The sequence below is a fragment of the Saccharothrix longispora genome (genome assembly GCF_030852425.1).
Classification (GTDB): Bacteria; Actinomycetota; Actinomycetes; order Mycobacteriales; family Pseudonocardiaceae; genus Actinosynnema; species Actinosynnema longispora.
This window is the reverse complement of sequence record NZ_NSDM01000006.1, coordinates 345,510-370,161: the sequence shown is the minus strand read 5'-3', so window position 1 is coordinate 370,161 and position 24,652 is coordinate 345,510. Positions and strand designations below refer to the sequence as shown.

Sequence of the window (24,652 nt, the reverse complement as noted above, 5' to 3'; positions counted from 1 at the left end):
CGCGCCTGGCATCGTGTGGGCATGGCACCGCCGTCGCCACCGCACCCGCCCCTGCCCGAGCCCGAGTTCGACGTGCTGCTGTCCGGGACGGTGTTCCTGGACATCATCTTCACCGGCCTGCCCCGGCCGCCCGCACCGGGCACGGAGGTGTGGGCCGAAGGGTTGGGCTCGTGCCCCGGGGGCATCGCCAACCTCGCCGTTGCGCTGAGCCGGCTCCAGCTGCGCACCGCGCTGTCCGCCGCGTTCGGCGAGGACGCCTACGGCGACTTCTGCTGGGAGGTCCTCGCCGATCAGGAGGGTGTCGACCTGGGCCACTGCCGCCGGTTCTACGGCTGGCACTCGCCGGTCACCGTGTCCATGGCGATGGACCGCGACCGGTCCATGGTCACCCACGGCCACCGGCCGCCCGTGTCCGCCGACGAGATGCTCGACCCGCCGCCGTGCACCCGCGCCGCGTTCGTGCACGTCGGCGCGGACGACGAGCGGTGGGTGTGGGCGGCCAAGGAGCGGGGGGCGCTGCTGTTCGCCGACATCGGCTGGGACCGCACCGGGGTGTGGGCGCCCGAACTGCTGCGGCGGCTCGACGGCTACGACGTGTTCCTGCCCAACGACGTGGAGGCGCAGCACTACACCAGGAGCGACACGCCGGAGCGGGCCGCCGCCGCGCTGGCCGAGCAGGTGCCCGTCGTGGTGGTGACGCGCGGCGGCGGGGGAGCCGTCGCGGTCGACTCGTCCACCGGCGAGCAGGTGGACGTGCCGGGGCTCAACGTGGCCGCGCTGGACTCCACCGGTGCCGGCGACGTGTTCGGCGCCGGGTTCGTGCTCGGCACGCTCGCCGGGTGGCCGCTGGAGCACCGGGTGCGGTTCGCGAACCTGTGCGCCGCGCTGTCGGTCCAGCACTTCGGCGGCTCGCTGTCGGCGCCGGGGTGGGGCGACATCGCCGCCTGGTGGCGGACCGTGTCGCGGCGCGGCGAGCCGGAGCTGCGCCCGTACGGGTTCCTGGAGGACGTGCTGCCGCACGGCGCGGGCGCCGAGGTGCGGCGGGCGAGCGCGACGATACGGCTCCGCTCCACCTGATCGCCACCCCGCGTCCCTCGAACGCGTGTTCGACACCGGGGGCGGTGTCCGGTGCCGCCGCGCGAGGTGAGGTCGGTCACCCGCCGTGCCCGGGCGGCTCGTCCGTCCGGGCACGGCGGGGTTTCGGACCGGCCCGGATCGGGCAGGAGTAACTTCGACGACTGTCGTCGAAGATCGACCCCGTGATTTTCCTCCTCGCCCGCGAGCAACCTGCGGTGGTCGTCGTGCGACTTAGTCAACGGGGGTATCCCGCGGGGTTGTGGAAGGGGTTGCTGGTTCAGTGTTCGCCGCGCGCGCGACAGGTCTGGTCAAGTTGGCGGGGTTGTGCCTCATGGCGGGGGTGCTCCTCGCGGCGCTGCTCTTCCCCGTGGTGGGCGGCCTCGGGCTGGCCTCCAACCGGGCGGCCGACACCGTCGACCAGACCTCTGCCGAGCTGACCGAGGCGGAGCTGCCGCTCGTGTCCACCGTGCTGGACATGAACGGCCAGCCCATCGCGTACCTGTACGACCAGTACCGCATCCCCGTGCCGTCCGAGGGCATCGCCGACACGATGAAGGCCGCGATCATCGCGATCGAGGACAAGCGGTTCTTCGACCACGCGGGCGTCGACTGGCAGGGCATCGCCCGCGCCGCCGCCAAGGCGGGCGTGGACGGCGAGACGTCCCAGGGCGCCTCGACGCTGACCCAGCAGTACGTGAAGAACTACCTGGCGTTCGTCGTCGGCAAGGGCTCCGAGGAGGCCTACGAGAAGGCCACCGAGGCGACGATCGGCCGCAAGATCAGCGAGGCGCGCATCGCCACGCAGCTCGAGCAGAAGATGACGAAGGACGAGATCCTCACCGCGTACCTCAACGTCGTCCCGTTCGGCAACGGCACCTACGGCGTCGGCGCGGCGGCCCGCACGTACTTCGACACCACGCCCGACAAGCTGACCGTGCCGCAGGCCGCGATGCTGGCCGGACTGGTCAACGAGCCGAGCCGGCTCAACCCGGGCGCCGACCCCGACCCGGCGATCAAGCGGCGCAACACCGTGATCGACAAGATGCTGGAGAACGGCGCGTTCGGCTCGGACGAGAAGGCCGCCAAGGAGAAGGCCGACGAGGCCAAGGCCGCCGACATCGGCGTCGTGCCCAACCTGAGGCTGCTGCCCAACGGCTGCGTCGGCGCGGGCGACGGCCCGGTCTACGGCTTCTTCTGCCGCTACCTGGTGGACTACCTCGACCGGTCGGGCCTGCCCGTGGACGAGATCCTGCGCGGCGGCTACACCATCCACAGCACCATGGACCCGATCGCGACGCGCGCCGCGAAGGAAGCCGCCGAGTCCCAGGTGCCCAAGACCCAGCCGGGCGTGGCCAACGCGATGGCCGTCGTGCAGCCGGGCGCGGACAAGCACCGGGTGCGGGCGCTGGCGGCCAACCGCGACTTCGGCAACAACGCCGAGGCCGGGCAGAGCGCCTACTCCATCCCCGCCGAGGTGACGAAGTTCGGCGCGGGCTCGATCTACAAGGTGTTCACCGCGGCCGCCGCGCTGGAGCGGGGCGTGACCGGCATCGACCGGCAGATCGACGTGCCGGAGACCTACACGTCCCGGGTCTACAAGGACGGCAACAAGGGTTACACGGTCAAGAACTCCGGCAAGTACCCGGAGAAGATGAGCCTGACCCAGGCGCTCGCGCAGTCGCCGAACACCGGGTTCATCATCCTGGAGGAGAAGGCCGGCCTGAACAACGTCGTGGACATGGCCCACCGGCTCGGCCTGCGCGAGTCGATGCAGGGCGTGAACAACGCCGGCGACCCGCTCAAGGCGGACGGCTCCAACGGCCCGTCGCAGGGCGACGTCTACAAGCGCGACAACAGCGGCTCGTTCACCCTGGGCGCCGGTCCGACCAGCATCCTGGAGCTGTCGAACGTGGCCGCGACGATCATGAGCGGCGGCAAGTGGTGCCCGCCGACGCCGGTCGAGCAGGTCACGGACCGCAACGGCAAGCCCGTGCAGCTCAAGGAAGCCGCGTGCGACCAGGCCGTGGCGCCCGAGGTGGCGAATGCCCTGGCCAACGGCATGAGCGCGGACACGAAGCCCGGTGGCACGGCCGCCGCCGCAGCGGCCGGCTGGGACCGCCCGATGATCGGCAAGACCGGCACGACCGAGAACCACTGGTCGGTGGCGTTCATGGGCGCGACCCCGCAGTACGCCGGCGCGGTCATGACCTTCACCGACGGCGTCGCGCCGCAGGTCATCTGCAGCGGCAGTCCGCCCCGCCTGTGCGGCACCAACGACGCGGGCGGCGTCTTCGGCGGCCAGGTGGCGGCGCCGACCTGGTTCAACGCGATGCGGGTGATCCACGACGGCAAGCCCGTCGAGCAGCTCCCGCCGGTGGACCCCCGCTACCGCTAGAACCGCTGGTCACCGGCTGTCCACCACGCCGGGACCGAGATCGTCGACAGGACCCGCGCCGCTCGTGGCGCGGGTCCTGTCGCGTTCGCGCCCGCCGTCTCACAGGAACCCGTGCTACGCGGCCCCCGACCTGCACTTCTCCCGACCCGATCACCGCGTTCCATAACGGCACGTTGCGGAACCTGCGCGTATCTGAACACGAAGAGTAGTCATAAGTGGGGTATCTCACGAACAATGCCCAGGAGTTGCGCCGAAGCTTGCCTCTCCCGGTTACCTCCGGTTACGTTCCCTGCCGCATGTCACGGTTCGGTCACCAAAGGGACACGGAGCCGCTCCCCGAAAGCGGCTCCCCCTGGTTCCCCCGCCAGGCGTCCCCGGACCGGGCTCCCCGATGCAGGAAGGCACAACCTTGGCTCGGCATTCGAAGGCCAGTGGTCGCCGCGCGTTCGCGGCTCCCCCGAGGACCACCGGCCGATCCGGCGCTCACCGCGCGGATTGCGACAGGCTCCCCGTCACCGGTCGCGTCGCGGCCGCGGTCGTCGCGGTGGGCACGTTGACCACCGGTGTCGGCGCGGCCGGCGGTTTCGGCTCCGACTCCGGCGACACCCGGTTCATCCCCCTCGGCGCCGGCCCCGAACTGGCCGCCGCCCTCGTCCACGGCTCCGCACCCCGGGCTACCCCGGTCGCGACGGTTCACACCATCGAGCCCGGACTGGAGGCCGCGAAGCTCATGCGGTCCGAGGCGCTCTACGCGCGGCAGCACGTGGACCGGGCGATCAAGCAGGCGTCCGACGGCTACACCGCCCGCCAGGCCGAGCTGAAGCGGCAGCAGGACGAGCAGGCCGCGAAGGACGCCCAGGCGGCGGCGGACGCGCAGGCCGTGAAGGACGCGCAGGACGCCGAGAACGCGCGGATCGCCACCGAGCAGGCCGCTGCCGCCGTCGCGGCGCGCCCGAAGGCCGTCAAGCCGGCCCAGGGCGCGTTCACGTCCGGCTTCGGCGCGCGGTGGGGCACCACCCACTACGGGGTGGACATCGCCAACGCCATCGGCACCCCGATCCTCTCCGTCCAGGACGGCGTGGTGGTCGAGGCGGGAGCCGCCTCCGGCTTCGGCCTGTGGGTGCGCGTCCAGCACGACGACGGCACCATCACGATCTACGGCCACGTGAACGAGATCCTCGTGCCGCAGGGCCGGCGGGTCGCCGCCGGCGACCAGATCGCCACCATGGGCAACCGCGGCCAGTCCACCGGCCCCCACCTGCACTTCGAGGTGTGGATCGGCGGCTCGCAGAAGATCGACCCGATCGGGTGGCTCGGCGAGCGCGGCATCGCCCTCTGACACCTCCGCACCGGAGCGGGCTCGGCGACCCCCGTCGAGTCCGCTCCGGCATACCGACTGGTCGGTACCTGCGGTACGGTGGCCGGGAGCTGAGGAGGCGAACAGTGGGCCGTTGGGGAATCACGCTGCCGTTGACCGGGGTGCCCGTGCTCGACCACCGGGAGTCGGTCGCCGAACTGGCCGACCTGGGCTACACCGACGTGTGGTCGGCCGAGACCGCCGGCACGGACGCGTTCACACCGCTGGCCCTGGCCGCGCAGTGGGCGCCGACGCTCCGGCTCGGCACCGCGATCGCCCCCGTCTACACGCGCGGGCCCGCGACGCTCGCCATGACGGCCGCCACCCTCGCCGAGGTGTCCGGCGGGCGGTTCGTGCTGGGCATCGGGTCGTCGTCGCCCGCCATCGTGCAGCGGTGGAACGGCGTGGAGTTCGCCGAGCCGTTCAAGCGGACCCGGGACACGCTGCGCTTCCTCAAGGCCGCGCTGGCCGGTGAGAAGGTGACGCGGGAGTACGACACGTTCGCCGTGCGCGGCTTCAAGCTGGAGCGCGCGCCCGAGCGACCCGTGCCGATCATGCTGGCGGCGCTGCGGCCGGGCATGCTGCGGCTGGCCGGGCGCGAGGCCGACGGCGCCATCACCAACTGGCTCGGCGCGGACGACGTGCCCAGGGTCCGCGAGGAGCTGGGCCGGGGCGAGCTGGCCGCGCGGATCTTCGTCTGCCCGACCGAGGACGCGGACGCGGCGCGCGCGCTGGGGCGCATGCTGATCAGCACGTACCTCACCGTGCCCGCCTACGCGGCCTTCCACGAGTGGCTGGGCCGGGGCGAGGCGCTGCGCCCCATGAACGAGGCGTGGGCGTCGGGCGACCGGCGCGGCGCCGGCGCGCTCGTGCCCGACGAGGTGGTCGACCAGCTGGTCGTGCACGGCAGCGTCGACGAGTGCCGCGCGCACGTCGCGCGGTACGCCGCCAACGGGGTCGACACGCCGGTCATCGCCCTGCTGCCCACGGGCGCCGACCAGCGCGACCTGGTGCGTGCCCTGGCACCGGGGGTCTGACGCGGTGGCACGCGGGACCAGGGCCACGCCGGAGCGCATCGTCGGCGCGGCCGTGCGGCTGTTCGCGGCGAAGGGGTTCGACGCGACGACCGTGCAGGAGGTGGTGGAGGCGGCGTCGGTCACCAAGGGCGCGCTCTACCACTACTTCGGGTCGAAGGACGACCTGCTCCTGGAGATCTACCGGTCCCTGATCGGCCGCCAGATGGCGGAGCTGGACGCGATCGTCGCCCAGGGGCTGGACGCGGGGGCGGCGGTCCGGCGCATCCTGGTCAGCCTGGTGGAGACCACCGCGGAGAGCGTCGACGAGACCGCCGTGTTCGTGCGCGAGATGCACCGCCTCGACGCGGAGCGGATGGCCGAGTTCCGGGCGGAGCGGCGGCGCTACCACGAGACGTTCCGCGAGGTGGTGGAGCGCGGGCAGCGCGGCGGCGTGTTCGGCGACCGCGTCCCCGCCGACACCGTCGTGCTCATCGCGCTGGGCGTGGTCAACCAGCTGCCGACCTGGTACCGGCCGGACGGCCCCAAGTCGCCCGCCGGGCTGGGGACCGAGATCGCGGACTTCGTCCTGGCCGGCCTGCGCCCCTGACCGGCCGGGCCCTCGACCACCCGGCCCCCGGCCGCCCGGGGGCGGGCGGTCAGCGCCGGTCGCGGTCGCGCAGGACGGCCAAGGCCTTGTCCGCGTGGGCGTTCATGGCGAACTCCGACCTGATCACCTCGACCAGGGTCCGGTCGGTGTCGATCACGAACGTGTGCCGCTTCACCGGCAGCGGGCCGAAGCGGCGCTTGACGCCGAACCCCGCCGCGACGCCGCCGTCCGCGTCGGACAGCAGCGGGTAGTCGAAGGCGTGCCGGGTGGCGAACTCCTTCTGCCGCTCCACCGCGTCCGTGCTGATCCCCACCCGCTGCGCGCCGACCTCGGCGAACTCGGCCGCCAGGTCGCGGAAGTGGCAGCTCTCCGCCGTGCAGCCGGCCGTCATCGCAGCCGGGTAGAAGAACAGCACCACCGGGCCGTCCGCCAGCAGCGACGACAGGGAACGCGGCGTGCCGTCCTGGTCGGGGAGGGTGAAATCGGGGACCACGTCGCCGGGCTTCATCGCGGCGTCCTTCCACAGGTCGGTCGGGAGGGGTCGAACGGGTGTCGATCACGTCGCGCGGGGTCAACCGTACGGTTCTCGCTAGGCTCGTACCAGGTCGGGAGGTGTCGAATTGACGAGCATGTCCGACGTCGCGCGCGCCGCGGGGGTGTCCGCCGCCACGGTGTCGCGGGCGCTGCGCGGCGAGCCCGGGGTGTCCGAGGCCACCCGCCGGTACGTGACCGAGGTCGCCAAGCGCATGCGGTACGCGATCGCCCGGGACGCGTCGAGCCTCGCGGGCGGCAGGCGGTACGCGGTGGCCGTGCTGACCGCCGACGTGGCGCGCGGCGACCTGCTCGCCGGCGCGGAGGGCGCGCTGCGGCAGGCCGGCTACGACGTGCTGCTCTACGGGCTGCGCGACGACGCGGCGCGGACCAGGTTCTTCGAGGACGAGCTGCTCCCGCTCGGCAGGCGCGTGGACGGCGTGCTCGCCCTGAGCGTGGGCCTCACCGCCACCGAGGACGCCGCGCTCGCCGCGCTCGCCGTGCCGGTGGTCGCGGTCGGCCCCGACGACCTGCGCGAGGCGCTGGGCCTGGCCGCCCGCCACCTGGCCGGCCTCGGGCACCACGACGTGGCCCTGGTGCTCGGCGAGGACGTCGACGAGGCGCACGAGGCCGCCCTGGTCGCCGAGGGGCTGCGGGTGCGTCCCGAGTGGACGCTGTGGTCGTCGCCGACGGTCCCCGGCGGCGAGCAGGTGGCCGAGGTGCTGCTGGACGGTGAACGCCTGCCGACAGCGGTGATCAGCGCCAGCGGCGAGGTGGCGCTGGGTGCCCTGCTGCGGTTGCGCCGCGACGGCCGGGCCGTGCCGGGCGACGTGTCGGTCCTCAGCCTGGAGGGCGCCGACCTGACCCGGGCGATGGGCATCACCGCCGTCGAGGGCGCCTGGCGGGAGCGCGGTGAGCACGCCGTCCGCGTCCTCCTCGCCGCCCTGCGCGGCGAGGAGGACGCGGAGCAGCGCGGACCGGGGCCGCGGCTGGTCGAGCGGGACTCCACCGGCCCCCTGTCCCACGACCCCGCCGGGTGAAGCCGCCGGGGCGCCGATCCGGTCCGACAGGGCCGGTCCGACAGGGCTGGTTCGGCGGAGCTGGTTTGACGGTGGCGCAACCGGGCCATTAACCACGGGGAACTTCCTGCAACCATCGGGTGACCAGGCCCTACCGGCCTGGCCGCGCACCGGCAGAGGAGACGAAGCTGTCCAGCGTGGACGACGAGCTCGCGGCACTGGCCGAGGCCCACGGCGTGGCCACCCACTACGAGGACGCCGGGCAGCGCCGCGCGGACGTCGACGCCGACGTCGTGGTGGCCGTCCTCGCCCAACTCGACGTGGACGCCTCCACACCCGAGGCGGTCCGGCGCGCCCTCGACGCGCCGAAGCGGCCGCCGCGCACCGTGGTGCTCACCGAGGGCGAGGTCCTGGACGGGCCCGGGACGGTCCGGTTGGAGGACGGCGGCACGCGCGAGCTGCCCGCCGCGCTGCCCGTGGGCTACCACCGGGCGGGCGACCGCACCGTCATCGTCGCCCCCGCACGCCTCGACCCGGTGCCGCGCGCGTGGGGCTGGATGCTCCAGCTGTACGCGGCCCGCTCGACCGGGTCGTGGGGCATGGGCGACTTCGCCGACCTCGCCACCCTGGCCCGGCGCAGCGCCGAGGAGTTGGGCGCGGGCGTGCTGCTGGTCAACCCGGTGCAGGCGGTCAGCCCGACCACGCCGGTCGAGCGCTCGCCGTACTCACCGGCCAGCCGCCGCTACGCCAACCCCCTCTACCTGCGGGTGGCGGACGTCCCGGCCTACCGCGACGCCCCGCCGGAGCTGCGCGCCGAGATCGACGCCCTCAACCCCGGCAACGACACCGAGCTGATCGACTACGACGCCGTGTGGACCGCCAAGGCCCGCGCGCTGGAGCTGCTCTGGCAGCGGGTCGAGCACCGGGCGCCCGAGGGCGAGCTGGAGGGTTTCGCCCGGTTCTGCGCGCTGGCCGAGGTGCACGGCCCGGACTGGCGCGAGTGGCCCGAGGAGCAGCGCGACCCCGCCACCGCGACCCCCGACCCGGAGCGGGTGGCGTTCCACGCGTGGCTCCAGGAGCTGTGCGAGCGGCAGCTCGACGACGCGCGCCGGGCCGCCCGCGACGCGGGCATGGCGGTCGGCGTCGTGCACGACCTGCCGGTGGGCGTGCACCCCGGCGGCGCGGACACGTGGGCGGTGCGCGACGCGTTCGCCGCCGACGTCACGGTGGGCGCGCCGCCCGACGCGTTCAGCCAGCTCGGCCAGGACTGGAACCTGCCGCCGTGGCGGCCCGACCGGCTCGCCGAGCAGGGCTACGAGCCGTTCCGCCAGGTGGTGCGCAGCGTGCTGCGGCACGCCGACGGCATCCGCATCGACCACGTGGCCGGCCTGTGGCGCCTGTGGTGGATCCCGCCGGGCGAGCCGCCCACGCGCGGAACGTACGTGCACTACGACGCGGACGCGATGCTCGCCGTGCTCAAGGTCGAGGCGAGCCGGGCGAACGCGGTCGTGGTGGGGGAGGACCTGGGCACGGTCGAGCCGAAGGTCACCGAGGCGCTGCACCGCAACGGCATGCTCAGCTCCGCGGTGCTGTGGTTCCAGCGCGAGTGGGAGCTGCCCGGCCACCCGCTCATCCCGCCGGGGAAGTGGACCGCCTCGACCATGGCGAGCATCTCCACGCACGACCTGCCCACGGCCGCCGGTTTCCTGACCGCGGAACACGTTCGGGTGCGGGCCGAACTGGGGCAGTTTGAAGGGTCCGTGGACGGGGAATACGAGGCAGCCGCGCGCGAGCGCGCGGAGTTGGTCGAACTGCTCGGACAAGAGGGTGTGCCCGCCGATGACCTGGTTGCCGCTTTCCACGCCCTCCTCGCGAAGGCCCGTTCGGTGCTGGTGCTGACGTCACCCCAGGATGCGCTGGGGGAGACCCGGCAGCCGAACCTGCCGGGGACCACGGACCAGTACCCCAACTGGCGCATCCCGCTCCCGGTCGCGCTCGACGGGTTGTTCGAGGACCCTGGTGTGCGTCGGGTAGCGGCGGCGCTCGCGGCGGGGCGTGGCCGGTGATCCGCGACGAGCGCGTCACCGCGGGTCGCCCACCTGCGGAGTATGGTCTGGCAGTCACCCGTCATGGTTGGAGGTGGCGTTCACCCGTGAACACCGAGCTGGTGTCCCGCACCGGGCTGTTGCCCGAGTTGCCCGAGCAGATGATCCCGTCGGCCCCCGGCGACGCGCTCGAAGTCGCCGTCGAGAGGGTCCTCGCGGCGGTGCGGCCGTCCGACCCCGCGGATGCCCGGTCGGGCGCCCACCACGCGGAGGAGTCCCTGCGGGACGCCCTGCGCCGCACCGACGCCGGCGCCGACGCGGCCCTCCGCCAGGCGGTGGCCTGCGCCGAGGCGGCCGCCGAGCACCTGCGCTACCTGGAGCTCCAGGAAGCCCGCCTGCTGCTGGTCGCGGCACGCGGGCAGCTCACCAGGTCCCACGCCGCCCGACCGTGACCGAAAACGGTAGGGGTCGGTAAGTCTCAGCTCGTCCGGAGGAAAAACCCTGTGCGGCCCTGGCCCGGTACTCCCTACCCGCTCGGCGCGACCTACGACGGCGTCGGCACGAACTTCACCCTCTTCTCGGAGGTCGCGGACTACGTCGAACTGTGCCTGTTCGACGACGACGGGACCGAGACGCGCGTGCGGCTGCCCGAGGTGGACGGCTTCGTCCACCACGGCTACCTGCTCGGCGTCGCCCCCGGTCAGCGCTACGGCTACCGGGTGCACGGCCCGTACGCCCCGGAACGGGGTCTGCGGTGCAACCCGAACAAGCTGCTCATCGACCCGTACGCCAAGGCGATCACGGGCGAGCTGGAGTGGCACGAGTCGCTGTTCGGCTACCCGTTCGGGTCGCCGGACGAGCGCAACGACCAGGACTCGGCGGGCCACGTGCCCCTGTCGGTCGTGGTCAACCCGTTCTTCGACTGGGCGAACGACCGCCCGCCGAACACCCCGTACAACGAGACGGTGATCTACGAGGCCCACGTCAAGGGCCTGACCATGCAGCACCCGGAGATCCCGCAGAGCCTGCGCGGCACCTACGCGGGACTGGCGCACCCGGTCATCGTCGACCACCTCAAGAGCCTCGGCGTGACGGCGATCGAGCTGATGCCCGTGCACCAGTTCGTCACCGACCACGGCCTCCAGGAGAAGGGGCTGCGCAACTACTGGGGCTACAACACCATCGGCTTCTTCGCGCCGCACGAGGACTACTCGGCGCTGAGGGACAACGCGGGCCAGGTGCAGGAGTTCAAGGGCATGGTCCGCGCCCTGCACGAGGCGGGCATCGAGGTCATCCTCGACGTGGTCTACAACCACACCGCCGAGGGCAACCACCTGGGGCCGACGCTGTCCATGCGCGGCATCGACAACCAGGCGTACTACCGGCTGGTCGAGGACGACCAGAAGTTCTACATGGACTACACCGGCACCGGGAACTCGCTGAACGTGCGCAGCCCGCACACGCTCCAGCTGATCATGGACTCGCTGCGCTACTGGGTGACGGAGATGCGGGTCGACGGGTTCCGCTTCGACCTCGCCGCCACCCTGGCCCGCGAGTTCTACGACGTGGACCGGCTGTCCACGTTCTTCGACCTCGTGCAGCAGGACCCGGTGGTCAGCCAGGTCAAGCTCATCGCGGAGCCGTGGGACGTCGGCCCCGGCGGCTACCAGGTCGGCAACTTCCCGCCGCTGTGGACCGAGTGGAACGGCAAGTACCGCGACACGGTGCGCGACTTCTGGCGCGGCGAGCCGGCCACGCTCGGTGAGTTCGCCTCCCGCATCACCGGTTCGTCGGACCTCTACAAGGACGACGGCCGGCGACCGTACGCGTCGGTCAACTTCGTCACCGCGCACGACGGCTTCACCCTCAACGACCTCGTGTCCTACAACGACAAGCACAACGAGGCCAACGGCGAGGACGGCCGCGACGGCGCCGACGACAACCGGTCGTGGAACTGCGGCGTCGAGGGCCCCACCGACGACCCCGAGGTCAACGGGCTGCGGGTCCGCCAGCAGCGGAACATGCTGGCCACGCTGCTGCTGTCGCAGGGCGTGCCCATGCTGCTGCACGGCGACGAGCTGGGCCGCACCCAGCAGGGCAACAACAACGCCTACTGCCAGGACACGGAACTGTCGTGGGTGGACTGGACGCTGGTCGAGAAGAACCGCGAGCTGGTCGACTTCACCGCGGCGCTCACCGAATTCCGCAAGCAGCACCCCGTGCTGCGGCGCCGCCGGTTCTTCGCCGGCAAGCCCATCCGCAAGGGCGACGAACTGCGCGACATCGCCTGGTTCACACCATCGGGTGAAGAAATGCAGGAGCAGAACTGGGACGACGGCTTCGGCAAGTGCATCGTCGTGTTCCTCAACGGCGAGGGCATCCCGGACCTCGACCAGCGCGGCATGCGGGTGCTCGACGACTCGTTCCTGCTCGCGTTCAACGCCCACCACGAGGACATCGAGGTGACGCTGCCCGAGGAGGGCTACGGCGCGCAGTGGACGCCCGTGGTGGACACCGCCACCGGCACCGTGACCAGCCCCGAGCTGGGCGAACCGGTGCCCGCCGGCGGCACGGTCACGCTCACCGCGCGGTCCCTGGTCGTGCTCCAGCGGACGGGGCAGGAATGAGCGGGCAGGGGATGACGCCGCCCGGTCCCGGGGCACCGGCCTCCACGTACCGCCTCCAGTTCACGCCCGACTTCACCTTCGCCGACGCGGAGGCGGTCGTCGACTACCTCGACGCGCTGGGCGCGGGCGCGCTGTACGCGTCACCGCTGCTGGAGGCCGTGCCCGGCTCCACGCACGGCTACGACGTGACCGACCCGACGAAGGCCCGCGAGGACTTCGGCGGCGAGGCCGGGCGGGTCGCGCTGAGCAAGGCCGTCAAGCGGGCCGGCCTCGGGTTCGTGGTGGACGTCGTGCCCAACCACATGGCCGTGGAGAACGGGCAGGTCAACCCGTGGTGGTGGGACGTCCTCCAGCACGGGCGGTCGTCGCGGTACGCGAAGTACTTCGACGTCGACTGGGACTCCGGGCCGCTGAAGCTGCCGTTCGCCGGCGACGAGGCCTCCGAGGAGCACCACGAGCACTACGACCTGGTGTTCTGGCGGCGCGGCAACACCGAGCTGAACTACCGCAGGTTCTTCGACATCACCACGCTCGCCGCGGTCCGCGTCGAGGACCCCGAGGTGTTCGACGCCACCCACGACGAGGTGCTGCGCTGGGTGGCGGCGGGCGAGGTCACCGGCCTGCGCGTCGACCACCCCGACGGCCTGGCCGACCCCGGCGGGTACGTGCGGCGGCTCAAGGAGCGCTCCGGCGCGTGGGTGGTCGTGGAGAAGATCCTCGGCGCCGACGAGCCGCTGCCCGTCGGCTGGCCCGCGGAGGGCACGACGGGCTACGACGCGCTGCGCGAGGTGTGCGGGCTGTTCGTCGACCCGGCCGGCGAGGCCGGGTTCACCGCCCTGGCCGAGGAGCTGGGCGTGCCGACGGACTTCCACGCCGTCGAGCGGGAGTGCCGGGACCTGGTGACCCGCACGATCCTGCGCGCCGAGGTGCGGCGCATCGCGGCGCTGGTCGACCACCCCGACCGCGACGCCGCCGAGCGCGCCGTCGCCGAGGTCATGGCCGGCTTCCCCGTCTACCGCTCCTACCTGCCCGAAGGGCTCGACGCGTGGCAGGCGGCGGTCGCCTCGGCCACGTCGCCCGCGGCCCGCGCGCTGGACGAGCAGGTCCGCGCCGACCCGGGCGGCGAGCTGTCCACCCGCATCCAGCAGACGTCCGGCATGGTCGTCGCCAAGGGCACCGAGGACACCGCGTTCTACCGGTTCACCCGGTTCGTGGCGCTCAACGAGGTCGGCGGCGCCCCCGACCGGTTCGGCGTGCCCGTCGAGGAGTTCCACCGGCGGGCCGCGGCCCGCGAGGCCGCCCACCCGCACGCCATGACCGCGCTGTCGACGCACGACACCAAGCGGTCCGAGGATGTGCGGGCCCGGCTCGCGGTGCTCTCCGAGATCCCCGACGAGTTCGCCGAGCACGTGCGCCGGTGGACCGCCGCGCACCCGATCGACGAGCCGTCGCTGAACGCGCTGGCCTGGCAGTCCCTGGTCGGCGCGTGGCCCATCACCGCCGACCGGATGCGCGCCTACCTGGACAAGGCCGCCAAGGAGGCCAAGGTCCGCACCACCTGGACCGACCACGACGAGGAGTTCGAGGCGGCCGTCGCGGCGTGGCCCGACGAGGTGCTGGACGGGCCGGTGGCCGCCGAGGTCGCCTCGTTCGTCGACCGCGTCGTGGAGGCGGGCTGGTCCAACGCGCTCGGGCAGAAGCTCGTGCAGCTCACCGCACCGGGCGTGCCCGACGTCTACCAGGGCACCGAGCTGTGGGACCTGTCGCTGGTCGACCCGGACAACCGGCGGCCGGTCGACTACGAGGTGCGGCGGCGGTTGCTGGCCCGGCTCGACGAGGGCTGGCTGCCCGACGTGGACGACTCCGGCGCGGCCAAGCTGCACGTCGTGCGCCACGCGCTGCGGCTGCGGCGCGAACGGCCGGAGCTGTTCCGCGGCTACCGGCCGCTGCCCGCCGCCGGACCGGCCGCGCCGCACGCGGTCGCGTTCGAGAGGACGGGCCTGGTCGCCGTCGCCACCCGGCTGCCCGTGGGCCTGGCCGCGGCGGGCGGCTGGGGCGGGACCGTGCTGCCGCTGCCGCCGGGGGAGTGGACCGACGTGCTCACCTCCCGCTCCGGGCTCGCGGGCGCGCCCCCGCTGGCCGACCTGCTGGACCGCTACCCGGTGGCCCTGCTCGTGCGAGGAGACCAGTGACTTTCTCGGTGTGGGCGCCGTCGCGCGACCGCGTCCAGGTCCGCGTCGACGGCCGTGACCACGAGATGACCGCCGGCGCGGGAGGGTGGTGGCACGCCGACGTCCCCGGCGGGGAGGCGCGCGGCACGGACTACGCGTTCGTGCTGGACGGCTCCGACGAGGCCCTGCCCGACCCGCGCTCGGCGTGGCAGCCCGACGGCGTCCACGGCCCGTCCCGCGTCTACGACCACTCGGCGTTCGCGTGGACCGACGCGGCGTGGACCGGGCGCGCCCTGCCCGGCGCAATCGTCTACGAGCTGCACATCGGCACGTTCACGCCCGGCGGCACGTTCGACGCGGCCGTCGAGCGGCTCGACCACCTCGTGGACCTCGGCGTCACCCACGTCGAGGTCATGCCGGTGAACTCGTTCGACGGCACCGCCGGCTGGGGCTACGACGGCGTGCTGTGGGGCGCGGTGCACGAACCCTACGGCGGGCCCGACGGGTTCAAGCGGTTCGTCGACGCCTGCCACGCGCGCGGTCTCGCCGTGCTGCTCGACGTGGTCTACAACCACCTCGGGCCGTCCGGTGCCTACCTGGACCGGTTCGGGCCGTACTTCGCGGGCAGCAACGACTGGGGGCCCGGCCTCAACCTCGACGGCGAGGGCGCCGACGAGGTGCGCCGGTACGTGGTCGACAACGCGCTGGGCTGGCTGCGCGACTTCCACGTCGACGGGCTGCGGCTGGACGCCGTGCACGCGCTCGTGGACCGCAGCGCGGTGCACCTGCTCGAACAGCTGGCCGTCGAGGTGGACGCGCTGTCGGCGGGCCTGGCCAGGCCGCTGACCCTGATCGCCGAGTCCGACCTCAACGACCCCCGCCTGGTCACCGCGCGCGAGGCCGGCGGGTACGGGCTGCACGCCCAGTGGGCCGACGACCTGCACCACGCGCTGCACGTGGCGCTGAGCGGCGAGACCGCCGGCTACTACCCCGACTTCGAGGGGCAGCTGGGCCGGACGCTGCGCGGGACGTTCCTGCACGCGGGAACGTGGTCCTCGTTCCGGGGCCGCCGGCACGGCCGCCCGGTCGACCCCCGGCTGCCCGGCTACCGGTTCCTGGCCTACCTCCAGAACCACGACCAGGTCGGCAACCGGGCCACCGGCGACCGGCTGTCGGCGACCGTGCCGTGGCAGCGGCTCGCGGTGGGCGCGGCGATCGTGCTGTGCTCGCCGTACACGCCGATGATCTTCATGGGCGAGGAGTGGGCGGCGAGCACGCCGTGGCAGTTCTTCGCCTCGTTCCCCGACCCGGAGCTGGCCGAGGCGGTGCGCACCGGGCGGCGGCGCGAGTTCGGCCGGCACGGGTGGGGCGAGTCCGAGGTGCCCGACCCGATGGACCCGGAGACCGTGCGCCGGTCCACCCTGGAGTGGGACGAGCTGGCCGAGGCCGGCCACCGGGAGCTGCACCGCGTGTACCGGGAGCTGATCCGCCTGCGGCGGTCGCGGCCCGAGCTGGCCGACCCGGGGCTCGACCGGTTCGAGGTGCGCGAGGAGGGCTCGGCGCTGGTCCTGCACCGGGGCGACCTGCGGGTCGTGGCCAACCCGGGGCAGGAGGCCGTGGTCGACCTCGACGTCGAACCGGGGGAGCTGCTGCTGGCCTCCGACGGGGTGGAGCTGGTCGGGCGGGCCGTGCGCCTGCCCGCCGACTCCTTCGCCGTCGTCACGCCTCGGGCAGCCAGCCGACCTCGGTGAGCTTCTCCGCGAGCAGCTGGCCGGCCAGCGTGACCTGGTCGGCCAGCTGTCTTCGCACCTCGGGCCGTTCGTCGCCGGACTGTCGCGCGGCGTCGTACGCGGCGACGAGCTGCCGCGCCGCGTGCACCACGTCCACGCCCGGCCACTCGGACGCGGCGACCCGGCCGTTGGGCTCGCCCGAGTGGTGCACCGCGCGCACGGCCTGGCGCGGCCCGAGCTCGACGGACAGGTCGAGCAGCTTCAGGGCGATCGTGTGCAGTTTCACGTTGTGGTGCTGCGACATGCGCACGAGCAGCTGGAAGCCCTCCTGGGGCGTGCACCCCTGGACGGCGGAGATCAGGCCGGTGGCCTGACCGATGACCGTGCGCGTCTGCACGGCCTTGCGCAGCCCCACCACCTCGGCCTCGAGGCTGGCGATCCGCGCGGTCAGCGAATCGTCTCGGCCGTTGTCCCCGACCACGGTCGGGCTCCTCTCTCGCACGTCGGCAAACCGGTAGCCAGGCCAGCGGTGCGAGAACTGCGGACACGCGGGTGCCAGCACCGGCAAGCCCACAGCTCTCGCTGACCCTCGTGCCCTCGCGGGCCCCCGGGGGTGGCTTGCGGCTGGCTTTTCAACCGCGTAGACGATCACCGTAGTAGAGGGGGGCCGGCCGGGTGCAACTGGACTGCCCTCTCCGTCGCGGTCGAGCCCCCGCGTGCGCCGTACGGCAAGGCCCTGACCTGTGGTTACGTCCCGGCCCCCGGTGGTGTGGCCAGCGCGCCCGGGGTTTCCCCGCCGGGGTGGCGGGTATCCCCGGCGCAGCAGGGGAGTCGAGCGAAGGGATGCGGCATGGGCGCCGGCGAGAAGTTCGACAACAAGGCCGAGGAGCTCAAGGGCAAGGCCAAGGCGGCGGTCGGTGACGCCACCGACAACGAGCAGTGGCAGGCCGAGGGCCGCGCCGAGCAGGCCAAGGGCTCCCTCAAGCAGGCGGCCGAGAAGGTCAAGGACGCCTTCCGCGCCGGTGACAAGTAGGCCATGACGGGCAAGAAGGCCGGCAGCGCCGCCTCGTTCGTGCCGGAGGGCGCGGACCTGGCGGCGCTGCGCCGCGCGGCCGCCTCCTGCGAGGGCTGCCACCTCCACGCCCCCGCGACGCAGACGGTGTTCGGCGCCGGACCGCCCGACGCGCGGCTGGTGCTGGTGGGCGAGCAGCCCGGCGACGTCGAGGACCGCGAGGGCGAGCCGTTCGTGGGCCCGGCGGGCCGCCTGCTCGACAAGGCGCTGGCCGAGACCGGCCTGGACCGCGCGGGCGTGTACCTGACCAACGCGGTCAAGCACTTCAAGTTCGAGGAGCGCGGCAAGCGCCGCATCCACAAGTCACCCGCGAGGGGCGAGGTCGTCGCCTGCCTGCCGTGGCTGGAGGCCGAACTGGCGCAGGTGGAGCCGGACCTGGTCGTCTGCCTGGGCGCGACGGCCGCGAAGGCGGTCCTGGGGACGTCGTCCAAGGTCACCGAGCAGCGCGGGCGGCTCCAGCACGTCGGCGAGCAGGCGGTCATCGCGACCGTCCACCCGTCCGCGATCCTGCGGGCACCCGACCGCGACGAGGCGTACCGGGGTTTCGTGGCCGACCTCCGCGTCGTGCACGACCACCTGTACGCGTCTACGTGACACTCGTTCGTGTGTTCGCTCGTGCGTTCCGCGTTCCGTGACGACCGCGGAACGTGAAACGGCCCCCTGACCGCTTCCCGCACCGGGGTGCGGGCCGAGCTGGACTGGGCTCGGGGTCACGGGGGCCGGGTGGCTGCCTGGGATTCGCCCAGACCACCTTGGGAAAGGCCGGTCCTAGCGGACAGCCACCTCACGTCGAGTCCTGCAGCTATACAACTTCGGACCACCTCCTTCCTCGTGTACCACGAACCTATGCGAGGTCCGCGGGACCGTGCAACGTGATTTGCGCTCCGACCGGAGCCGCGTCACACCGCACCTGTGTTCACTGAGCGGTCGCCCGCGTGGTTCCTGTTGAAGTCGACCGGTCGCCCTCACGGAGGCGCTGCCGGGGTGATCGCGGACGGGCGTCGTGAGCGCGGGAGGCAGGCGAAGTCGACGGCGAGTCCCCGGTCCCACGTCGGCGCTGCTCGACTTGACCGGTGTCCCCCTCGCCGAACTCGGCGTGTCGCGAACACCCGCGCTGGTCGAGGCGATCGGGCGGACCATCGCCGGTGTGGCGCGGGGCGCCGCGTCGGTCTCCCAGGGCCACTGGGGCGACGTCGAGGATCTCGGCGGGCAGCACGACCGGACGTGCACGTCGGGTGTGGAGCTGCCCCGGTCGACCCCGAAGTCCTCGACCCGTTCGGCCACGTGCCGCTTCACCGCGTCCAGGTCGCCGACGACGTCCGCGCCGCGCACCGGGTGCCAACCGCTCGACTGGTCGAGCCGGCGCCAGTGCCACAACCGGTACGCGTCACCCGCCAACCCCTCGCGCCTGAGCTGGAACACCGCGCAGGCGATCGACCGGTGCGCGGTGGGCGCGGCGCCCGACCGGATCTCCCGGTGCGCCTCGTGCAGCTCGGCCGACAGCCCGGCGCCGCCGCCTGCCGGTCCGCCCGCCGGTGCAGCCGCACGGCCAGTTCGGTACGCACGCGCGCCGCGGGGGAGCCGCCCACCACGAGGTGGACGTGCTCGATGTCGGGGACCACGACGCCCGACAGGAGCGCGAACAGCTCGGCGCGCGTTTCCGGGGACCACAGCTCCAGCGTCGTCATGCCGCGCACGAGGTCGCGCCGGGCGGCCGTGGGGCGCGAACCCCGTTCCACGGATTCGACGACCCGTAACAGTGCGGTCAGCCTTTCCGGTCTTCTGCTGCACACCCCGGCGATGCTGAACAGGTGGCCCACCGGGTACTCGTGGTCCTCGACCGGCAGGTGTCCGCGCAGTTCCTCGGCCGGCATCCGCACGACCAGTGCGCGACCGCTGTGGTCGGCCACCGCCGGTATCCGCCGCAAGGCCTCGACCAGCGGCATCAACGGGACGTGTTCCTCATCGCGGTCCGCCGGGACCGATTCCGCGCCACGTGGTGCCCATACCACCTGTGCCCCTCCGTGGTCGAAGACCGGTTCCGGTCGTTCGTCGTGAGGGAATTCGTTGGTGGGATACGGGAGTGCGATTCCGGTTGGGCCGGAATTCCATTGTGCGCGGGAGTCGGGGCGTGCCGCCGAAACGGCACGCCCCGACCCGGGATCAGCCCGCGTTCACGTCGACGCAGGAGTAGAACGCGTTCGCGGTGTCGCTGATGTTCCAGATGGCGAGCACCGTCTGGCGACCGGAGGAGGGCAGGGTCACCGTGTGCGACACGGTGGCCGGCGGCTGCTGGTTGTTGCCGCTGAAGTTGCCCACCCGCTGGCCGTTCACGTAGTACTCGTAGTTGGCCGTGGCGTGCCGGGCGGTGAAGGTCCAGTTGAACGTGACCGTCCGGCCGGTCGAGGCGACCCGCCAGCCCTTGTTGTTGTCGTTCAGCTCGGCGAACCGGGCGACGCCGCCGTTGCAGCTGCGCAGGCCCTTGGGGCCCTCCACGCTCTGCGGCTCCCACTTGATGTCGCCGCACGGGACGAGGTTGCGGGCGCACTGGGCCTGGCGGCTGGCGGGGGACGAGATGTAGCCGTGCGCGAACGCGGGCGCGCTCGGCAGCACGACGGTCACGAGCGGTGCGGCCAGCACGCCCGCCGCCACGGCGGCGATCCTTCGACGGAGTGACATGTGTGGAACTCCTCTTGTCGGATGGGCGAAGACGCTTGGGCGAACGCCGACCCGAGGTGCGCTGGGTGGCTGGAGACGACGTTCACCCAAACGCGGCGGCAGGTCTAGACCATACTCTGTGTGATTGAGTCGTGACAACAGCTGAAGGGTCCAGACCAGTCACGACTGCCGTGTCCCGCTGGGGTCGTCGGTGTCCGGACCCGGACGGGTAACGCGCAAGTCGGTCGGTGGTCGTAGGCGGTCAGGGGACCGGGTGACGGGTTGACCGGCGGCGCGGTTGTGCCGGGTGGCGGCGGTCAGGGCCAGGAGTCGTCGTGCGATGCGGACTCCGACGCCCTCGACGGTGCGCCCGCCGTGCTGTCCAGGTCAGCGGGACCTGGGCCCTGGGCGGACGGGTGGTGACCGCCGAGCTGTTCCGTCGACCACTGTCTGCGATCTTCGGGGAACTGCGGCGGGCGGGGTTCGTGGTCGACGTCGTCGACGAGCCGCGACCAGAAGCGGCCCCGGACGTCACGCCAGGGTCGTCCGACGTGCTCAACACCAGACCGGTCTTCCTCTTCGTCCGAGCACTGCGAGCCGACTGGGCCGCTCCAGTCGACAGCCGGGGCCACCCGTGCCGCACGGAGGACCCGAGATCCGCCACCAGGGGCCGACCAACTCGATCCGCCCGCTGTTCGGAGCCGAGTAGCGGACCGCAGGCGCACCGCTCGCCCATCCGCCGGACCGGAGCGGACGGGACCACGACCGACCGCCGGCGGTCGGGAAACCACCGGAAACCCGTCGCCCGCTCCGCGACCCCGGTCCTAGGGTTGCCCGGATGGACCTGAGCACCGTCGCCGTGCCCCACACCCTCACCCACCTGAAGCCGCTGCTGCCGGCACCCCCGGCTCGCGTCCTGGAGGTCGGCTGCGGCCGTGGCGCCCTGGCCGCCGCCCTCGCCCGCCTGGGCTACGAGGTCACCGGGGTGGACCGCGATGCCGGGATGGCCGCCGCGGCCCGCGAACGCGGCGTGCGCGTCGTCCACGCCGACGTCCTCACCGTCTCCGGTGAGTACGACGTCGTGCTGTTCACCCGTTCCCTGCACCACGCCGAGGACCTGGACGGCGTCCTCGCCCACGCCGCCGCGCTGCTCGCCCCAGGTGGGCGGGTCGTCGTCGAGGAGTTCGCCTGGGAGCGGGTGGACCACGCGGCCGCCGACTTCCCCTACGACAACCGCGCGCTGCCGACCGCCGCCGGGCTGCTCACCGGTGAGACCCCGTCCGACGACCTGCTCGACGCCTGGGTCACCGGCCACGAGTCCCTCCACCGGGGCTCCGCCATGCTCGACGCGCTGGGCCGCGTCGGTTCCGACCCGGTCGCGGTGCCCACGGCCGTGCTGTGGCGCCTGCTCGACGGCCGGGGCGGTGCCTGGGCCGAACCGGCCACCCGCGTTCCCGACGCCCTCGACGCCGTCCGCCGGGCCGAGGAACGCCGCACCGCCGCCGGCACGCTCCCCGCGGTCGGTCTGCTCGCGTCCGTGTGCCGCTGACCCCGCGAGCAGGTCACCCCGACCTTCCCGGTCGAGCCGAGAACACCCCTTCGACGTGCGCGCGCAACTCCTCCGCGTCCAGCACCGCGGTCAGCGGCGACCCGGCGAGGGTGGCCGAGCGCTCGTCCGCGCCGCCCGCGATGGCGTCCGCCGTGCGCCCGGTGCCGCGCAGCACCACCAGCGGCCGGTCCAGCCGCAGGCTCTGCTCGGCGTCGTCGAACGCGACGGGCCCGCCGTTGGCGAGCACCGTCAACGACGGCCGCGGCCCCGCCACCACCGCGGCCACCTCCGCCAGCCACGCCACCTCGTCCCCCCAGGCGGAACCGGGCACGAGCACCAGGTGCGTGTGGTTCGGCTCGGTCCCGGCCTGCCCGGCGAGCGCCTCCACGATCACCCCGACCAGCGGGAACCGGCCCCCGGCCGCCGCCCGAGCCCGACCGACGGCCCGCATCACGCCCACGTCCGTGCCACCGTCGACCACCACCGCGCGGTGCCGCTCCAGCAGCGGGACCAGGTCGCGCAGCACCCGCTCCAGCCGGTCCACGTCGTCGGCCGGCACGCCGTCGGCGCCACCGACCAGCACCAGAACCGGCCGCCCGGACGGCAGCCCCGCACCGCCCAGTTCCGCCCCCGACACGACCCGCACCGCCTCCATGATCGGCGACCGTACCCGCGCGGCGGTCGCGAACGGCTTCGGGGCGGGTTCGCCGCCGTCCACGTGGACCGGCACCGGATTGCCGAGTTCGCCAGGTGGGCGGTGGTCTCGCGCGTGGAATGCGCCTGTCGGCCTCGGTGGAATATCCGGCTGGACGCTGCCGCGCGCGTGCGTGGTCGTGCATGATGGAATCGGGCGGGCATCGGGGAGGTGGTCGACGTGACGGTGGAAACACCGGAACTGTCCTCGGAGTTGTTGGACCTGACTTCGACGTCGTTGTCCGAGATGAGATCCCTGCGCGACCCCGCGCTGGACCGGGCCGTTCGCCGCACGCTGGACCGGTTCCGGTCCGGTGACTTCGGCGATTCGGTCCAGGAGCAGGCCCAGATCAACGGGTAGGGCGTGGACTTCCGGGAGCTCGACACCCACCGCTTACCGCGGTTCGTGTTCGACGAGATCTGCTCGGGAGCCGTGTCGGTCGATGGAATGGCAATTTTGCGGAGAACGCAGCACAGCGTTCGCAGGCTCCGCTTGCGCGCATTCCTGGAAGCAGCGCGCCCGATCGGTGAGAGGTTGGGGCCGTTCGCCGACCTGGACGGAGCCTGGGCATTGTTGGCGTCCGCCGAGCGGACCGCGCCGGAAGTCGTGGAGAGCGTGCTGATGCACCACTCCGTCGGCGTGTGGCTCGGCCGCGCGCTGCGGCAGGTGCTCGGCACGGCGGCGGACGCGACGCCGCTGTGGTCGGAGGTCGGTTGGTTCCACGCCGTCGCCGCCGCCGCGGCGGTGCGGGCCGACCTGCCGTGCGACGTGACCGTGCCCGTGGTGCACGGCACCGTGACGATCCCCTCGGTGGGCGCCTTCCGGCTCTCACGGCGCTTCCCGGTGGGACAGGCCAGGGTGGTCAACTCCGCCGCCGGCCTGTCGGTCGAGGTGCCGGGCGTCGACACGTCCGTCGGCTGGGCGAAGGCCAAGAGGCTGCGCGGCTCCGCTCGCGGGTACGGCTTCGACGTGCTGGTCGACGACCTGGAGCCCTACCGCGAGTTCACCGGACCGGTGCCGCCCGGCCCTCTCGACGACGCGACGTGGGACGAGTGGCGCAAGCTGCTGGGCGAGACCTGGGAACTGCTCGCCGAGCACCACCGGCCGCAGGCCGAGGAGCTCGCGGCGGGACTGGCGGCGGTCGTCCCGCTCGACACCCGGCGCGACGTGTTCGCCGCGTCCTCGTCGGCCGCGTTCGGGGCCATCGCCCTGTCGCCCAAGCGCTCCGCGGTCGAGTTCGGCGAAGCGCTCGTGCACGAGATCCAGCACTCCAAGGTCAACGCACTGCTCGACCTGGTCGACCTGCACACCGGCGACGACGAGCCCGTGCACTACGCACCGTGGCGCGACGACCCCCGGTCGCTCGAAGGGCTGCTGCACGGCGTCTACGCCTTCGTCAGCGTGGCGGAGTACTGGCACGCGCAGCGCGGGCACGTGCCCGCGTCCCTGGCCCGCCGCGCGCAGTTCAACCTGGGGCACCGCGCCCGCCAGGTGGGGGCGGCGGTCGACGGCATGCGCGGCCTGGTGGAGCTCACCGACCTCGGCCGCCGGTTCGTGGCGGGGGTGGCGGTGCGCCTCGCCGCGTGCGCGCCCGACGACCTGTGGCCGGACGTCGCGACCGCCGTGGACGAGATCACGGCGCTGCACGCGACGACCTGGCGACTGCGGCACGTCCGCCCGGACCCCGGTGCGGTCGACGCGGCGGTCACCGCGTGGCTCGACCGGCGCCCCGCCCCGGTCGTCGACCCGCGCGGTGGTCGTGTCGTCCCGTCCGCCGCGGCAGGGGACTCCGCGCTCACCGCGCTGCTCAGGCTGCGCGCCCTCGACCCCGACGAGTTCGCCCGGCTGTCGTACCGCCGCACCCCCGAGCACGACTACCTCCGGGACGACCGGGTCGGGGCCGTGCGGGGCTTCGCCGCGCGGCTGCTCGGCGCGCCGCACGACAGCGCCTCCTGGGCCGGGCTGGGCTTGGCGCTCCGTTCGCCGACCGTGCGCGTGATGCCCGAGGTCGTGTGCGCCGTCCATCGCGGCGTCGCCGCGCGCGCCGCGGCCGCACCCGACCCGGTGGCCCTGGTGGCCTGGTTCGACCGGGCCACCAGGTGAC

The 24,652-nt window shown here is 73.2% G+C and carries 21 protein-coding genes and 1 pseudogene; 16 read left to right on the top strand and 6 right to left on the bottom strand.

The features are described from left to right. Positions 1-21 precede the first annotated feature (21 nt). The 5 genes from CKY47_RS16960 (at position 22) to CKY47_RS16940 (ending at position 6,452) form a co-directional block, all read left to right on the top strand. Positions 22-1,077, top strand: a complete 1,056-nt coding sequence (locus tag CKY47_RS16960; protein ID WP_306746789.1) for a PfkB family carbohydrate kinase — start codon at positions 22-24, stop codon at positions 1,075-1,077. 331 nt (positions 1,078-1,408) lie between these two features. Continuing rightward, positions 1,409-3,472, top strand: coding sequence for a transglycosylase domain-containing protein (locus CKY47_RS16955; RefSeq protein ID WP_306746787.1), 2,064 nt, complete (start codon positions 1,409-1,411; stop codon positions 3,470-3,472). A 544-nt stretch (positions 3,473-4,016) separates the two neighbouring features. Then, on the top strand, positions 4,017-4,811 hold the full coding sequence (locus tag CKY47_RS16950) for a M23 family metallopeptidase (protein ID WP_306746786.1): 795 nt from the start codon (positions 4,017-4,019) through the stop codon (positions 4,809-4,811). A 104-nt stretch (positions 4,812-4,915) separates the two neighbouring features. Then, positions 4,916-5,866, top strand: a complete 951-nt coding sequence (locus tag CKY47_RS16945; protein ID WP_306746785.1) for an LLM class F420-dependent oxidoreductase — start codon at positions 4,916-4,918, stop codon at positions 5,864-5,866. Positions 5,867-5,870: 4 nt separating this feature from the next. Beyond that, the gene (locus tag CKY47_RS16940; RefSeq protein WP_306746784.1) at positions 5,871-6,452 is read left to right on the top strand and encodes a TetR/AcrR family transcriptional regulator; all 582 of its coding nucleotides are present in this window, start codon (positions 5,871-5,873) and stop codon (positions 6,450-6,452) included. A gap of 49 nt (positions 6,453-6,501) precedes the next feature. Here the strand turns inward: CKY47_RS16940 and CKY47_RS16935 are convergent, their stop codons facing one another. Further along, the gene (locus tag CKY47_RS16935; RefSeq protein WP_306746783.1) at positions 6,502-6,960 is read right to left on the bottom strand and encodes a peroxiredoxin; all 459 of its coding nucleotides are present in this window, start codon (positions 6,958-6,960) and stop codon (positions 6,502-6,504) included. A gap of 121 nt (positions 6,961-7,081) precedes the next feature. On the opposite strand from CKY47_RS16935, the gene CKY47_RS16930 reads away from it, so the two are divergent. From CKY47_RS16930 to treZ, 6 genes are all read left to right on the top strand, one after another. Then, positions 7,082-8,023, top strand: coding sequence for a LacI family DNA-binding transcriptional regulator (locus CKY47_RS16930; RefSeq protein WP_306746828.1), 942 nt, complete (start codon positions 7,082-7,084; stop codon positions 8,021-8,023). A 176-nt stretch (positions 8,024-8,199) separates the two neighbouring features. After that, positions 8,200-10,068: a 4-alpha-glucanotransferase gene (locus tag CKY47_RS16925; RefSeq protein ID WP_306746782.1), complete on the top strand. Its 1,869-nt coding sequence runs from the start codon at positions 8,200-8,202 to the stop codon at positions 10,066-10,068. Between the two features lie 86 nt (positions 10,069-10,154). After that, positions 10,155-10,499: a hypothetical protein gene (locus CKY47_RS16920; RefSeq protein WP_306746781.1), complete on the top strand. Its 345-nt coding sequence runs from the start codon at positions 10,155-10,157 to the stop codon at positions 10,497-10,499. A 51-nt stretch (positions 10,500-10,550) separates the two neighbouring features. Then, complete coding sequence (gene glgX, locus CKY47_RS16915) at positions 10,551-12,674, top strand: glycogen debranching protein GlgX (RefSeq protein ID WP_306746780.1); 2,124 nt, start codon at positions 10,551-10,553, stop codon at positions 12,672-12,674. After that, positions 12,671-14,866 carry a malto-oligosyltrehalose synthase gene (treY, locus tag CKY47_RS16910; RefSeq protein ID WP_306746779.1) on the top strand — a complete coding sequence of 732 codons (2,196 nt, stop codon included), beginning with the start codon at positions 12,671-12,673 and terminating at the stop codon, positions 14,864-14,866. The genes glgX and treY overlap by 4 nt, the downstream gene beginning before the upstream one ends. Then, positions 14,863-16,596 carry a malto-oligosyltrehalose trehalohydrolase gene (gene treZ / locus CKY47_RS16905; protein ID WP_306746778.1) on the top strand — a complete coding sequence of 578 codons (1,734 nt, stop codon included), beginning with the start codon at positions 14,863-14,865 and terminating at the stop codon, positions 16,594-16,596. Before treY ends, treZ begins: the two co-directional genes overlap by 4 nt. Here the strand turns inward: treZ and CKY47_RS16900 are convergent. Then, on the bottom strand, positions 16,565-17,056 hold the full coding sequence (locus tag CKY47_RS16900) for an ANTAR domain-containing protein (RefSeq protein WP_306746777.1): 492 nt from the start codon (positions 17,054-17,056) through the stop codon (positions 16,565-16,567). The genes treZ and CKY47_RS16900 overlap by 32 nt on opposite strands. A 369-nt stretch (positions 17,057-17,425) precedes the next feature. Here CKY47_RS16900 and CKY47_RS16895 point away from each other — a divergent pair, with 369 nt between their 5' ends. Further along, on the top strand, positions 17,426-17,608 hold the full coding sequence (locus CKY47_RS16895) for a CsbD family protein (RefSeq protein ID WP_306746776.1): 183 nt from the start codon (positions 17,426-17,428) through the stop codon (positions 17,606-17,608). Positions 17,609-17,611: 3 nt separating this feature from the next. Continuing rightward, the gene (locus CKY47_RS16890) at positions 17,612-18,241 is read left to right on the top strand and encodes a UdgX family uracil-DNA binding protein (protein ID WP_306746775.1); all 630 of its coding nucleotides are present in this window, start codon (positions 17,612-17,614) and stop codon (positions 18,239-18,241) included. A 698-nt stretch (positions 18,242-18,939) separates the two neighbouring features. On the opposite strand, the gene CKY47_RS16885 is transcribed toward CKY47_RS16890, so the two are convergent. The 3 genes and pseudogenes from CKY47_RS16885 to CKY47_RS36930 form a co-directional block, all read right to left on the bottom strand. Beyond that, a complete protein-coding gene (locus CKY47_RS16885) occupies positions 18,940-19,593 on the bottom strand; it encodes an effector-associated domain 2-containing protein (RefSeq protein ID WP_306746774.1) in 654 nt (217 codons plus the stop codon). A 217-nt stretch (positions 19,594-19,810) separates the two neighbouring features. Then, positions 19,811-20,326 (bottom strand): lytic polysaccharide monooxygenase auxiliary activity family 9 protein, encoded by a 516-nt coding sequence (locus tag CKY47_RS16880; protein ID WP_306746773.1) that lies wholly within the window; start codon positions 20,324-20,326, stop codon positions 19,811-19,813. A gap of 227 nt (positions 20,327-20,553) precedes the next feature. Beyond that, positions 20,554-20,686 (bottom strand): annotated as a pseudogene (locus CKY47_RS36930) (IS982 family transposase); the annotation flags it as partial. Between the two features lie 457 nt (positions 20,687-21,143). On the opposite strand from CKY47_RS36930, the gene CKY47_RS16875 reads away from it, so the two are divergent. Continuing rightward, the gene (locus CKY47_RS16875; protein WP_306746772.1) at positions 21,144-21,854 is read left to right on the top strand and encodes a class I SAM-dependent methyltransferase; all 711 of its coding nucleotides are present in this window, start codon (positions 21,144-21,146) and stop codon (positions 21,852-21,854) included. 13 nt (positions 21,855-21,867) lie between these two features. On the opposite strand, the gene CKY47_RS16870 is transcribed toward CKY47_RS16875, so the two are convergent. Continuing rightward, a complete protein-coding gene (locus tag CKY47_RS16870) occupies positions 21,868-22,509 on the bottom strand; it encodes a hypothetical protein (protein ID WP_306746771.1) in 642 nt (213 codons plus the stop codon). 219 nt (positions 22,510-22,728) lie between these two features. Between CKY47_RS16870 and CKY47_RS16865 the strand changes: the two genes are divergently transcribed. Beyond that, positions 22,729-22,908, top strand: coding sequence for an FxSxx-COOH-like cyclophane-containing RiPP peptide (locus CKY47_RS16865; protein WP_306746770.1), 180 nt, complete (start codon positions 22,729-22,731; stop codon positions 22,906-22,908). 132 nt (positions 22,909-23,040) lie between these two features. Further along, on the top strand, positions 23,041-24,651 hold the full coding sequence (locus CKY47_RS16860) for an aKG-HExxH-type peptide beta-hydroxylase (protein ID WP_306746769.1): 1,611 nt from the start codon (positions 23,041-23,043) through the stop codon (positions 24,649-24,651). Position 24,652: the final 1 nt, after the last annotated feature.

Coding starts and splice junctions, on each gene's coding strand:
- CKY47_RS16895 (WP_306746776.1), top strand. CDS start 17,426: ATGGGCGCCGGCGAGAAGTTCGACAACAAGGCCGAGGAGCTCAAGGGC.
- CKY47_RS16885 (WP_306746774.1), bottom strand. CDS start 19,593: ATGCCGCTGGTCGAGGCCTTGCGGCGGATACCGGCGGTGGCCGACCAC.
- CKY47_RS16930 (WP_306746828.1), top strand. CDS start 7,082: ATGTCCGACGTCGCGCGCGCCGCGGGGGTGTCCGCCGCCACGGTGTCG.
- CKY47_RS16880 (WP_306746773.1), bottom strand. CDS start 20,326: ATGTCACTCCGTCGAAGGATCGCCGCCGTGGCGGCGGGCGTGCTGGCC.
- CKY47_RS16955 (WP_306746787.1), top strand. CDS start 1,409: ATGGCGGGGGTGCTCCTCGCGGCGCTGCTCTTCCCCGTGGTGGGCGGC.
- CKY47_RS16960 (WP_306746789.1), top strand. CDS start 22: ATGGCACCGCCGTCGCCACCGCACCCGCCCCTGCCCGAGCCCGAGTTC.
- CKY47_RS16890 (WP_306746775.1), top strand. CDS start 17,612: ATGACGGGCAAGAAGGCCGGCAGCGCCGCCTCGTTCGTGCCGGAGGGC.
- CKY47_RS16875 (WP_306746772.1), top strand. CDS start 21,144: ATGGACCTGAGCACCGTCGCCGTGCCCCACACCCTCACCCACCTGAAG.
- CKY47_RS16935 (WP_306746783.1), bottom strand. CDS start 6,960: ATGAAGCCCGGCGACGTGGTCCCCGATTTCACCCTCCCCGACCAGGAC.
- treY (WP_306746779.1), top strand. CDS start 12,671: ATGAGCGGGCAGGGGATGACGCCGCCCGGTCCCGGGGCACCGGCCTCC.
- CKY47_RS16870 (WP_306746771.1), bottom strand. CDS start 22,509: ATGGAGGCGGTGCGGGTCGTGTCGGGGGCGGAACTGGGCGGTGCGGGG.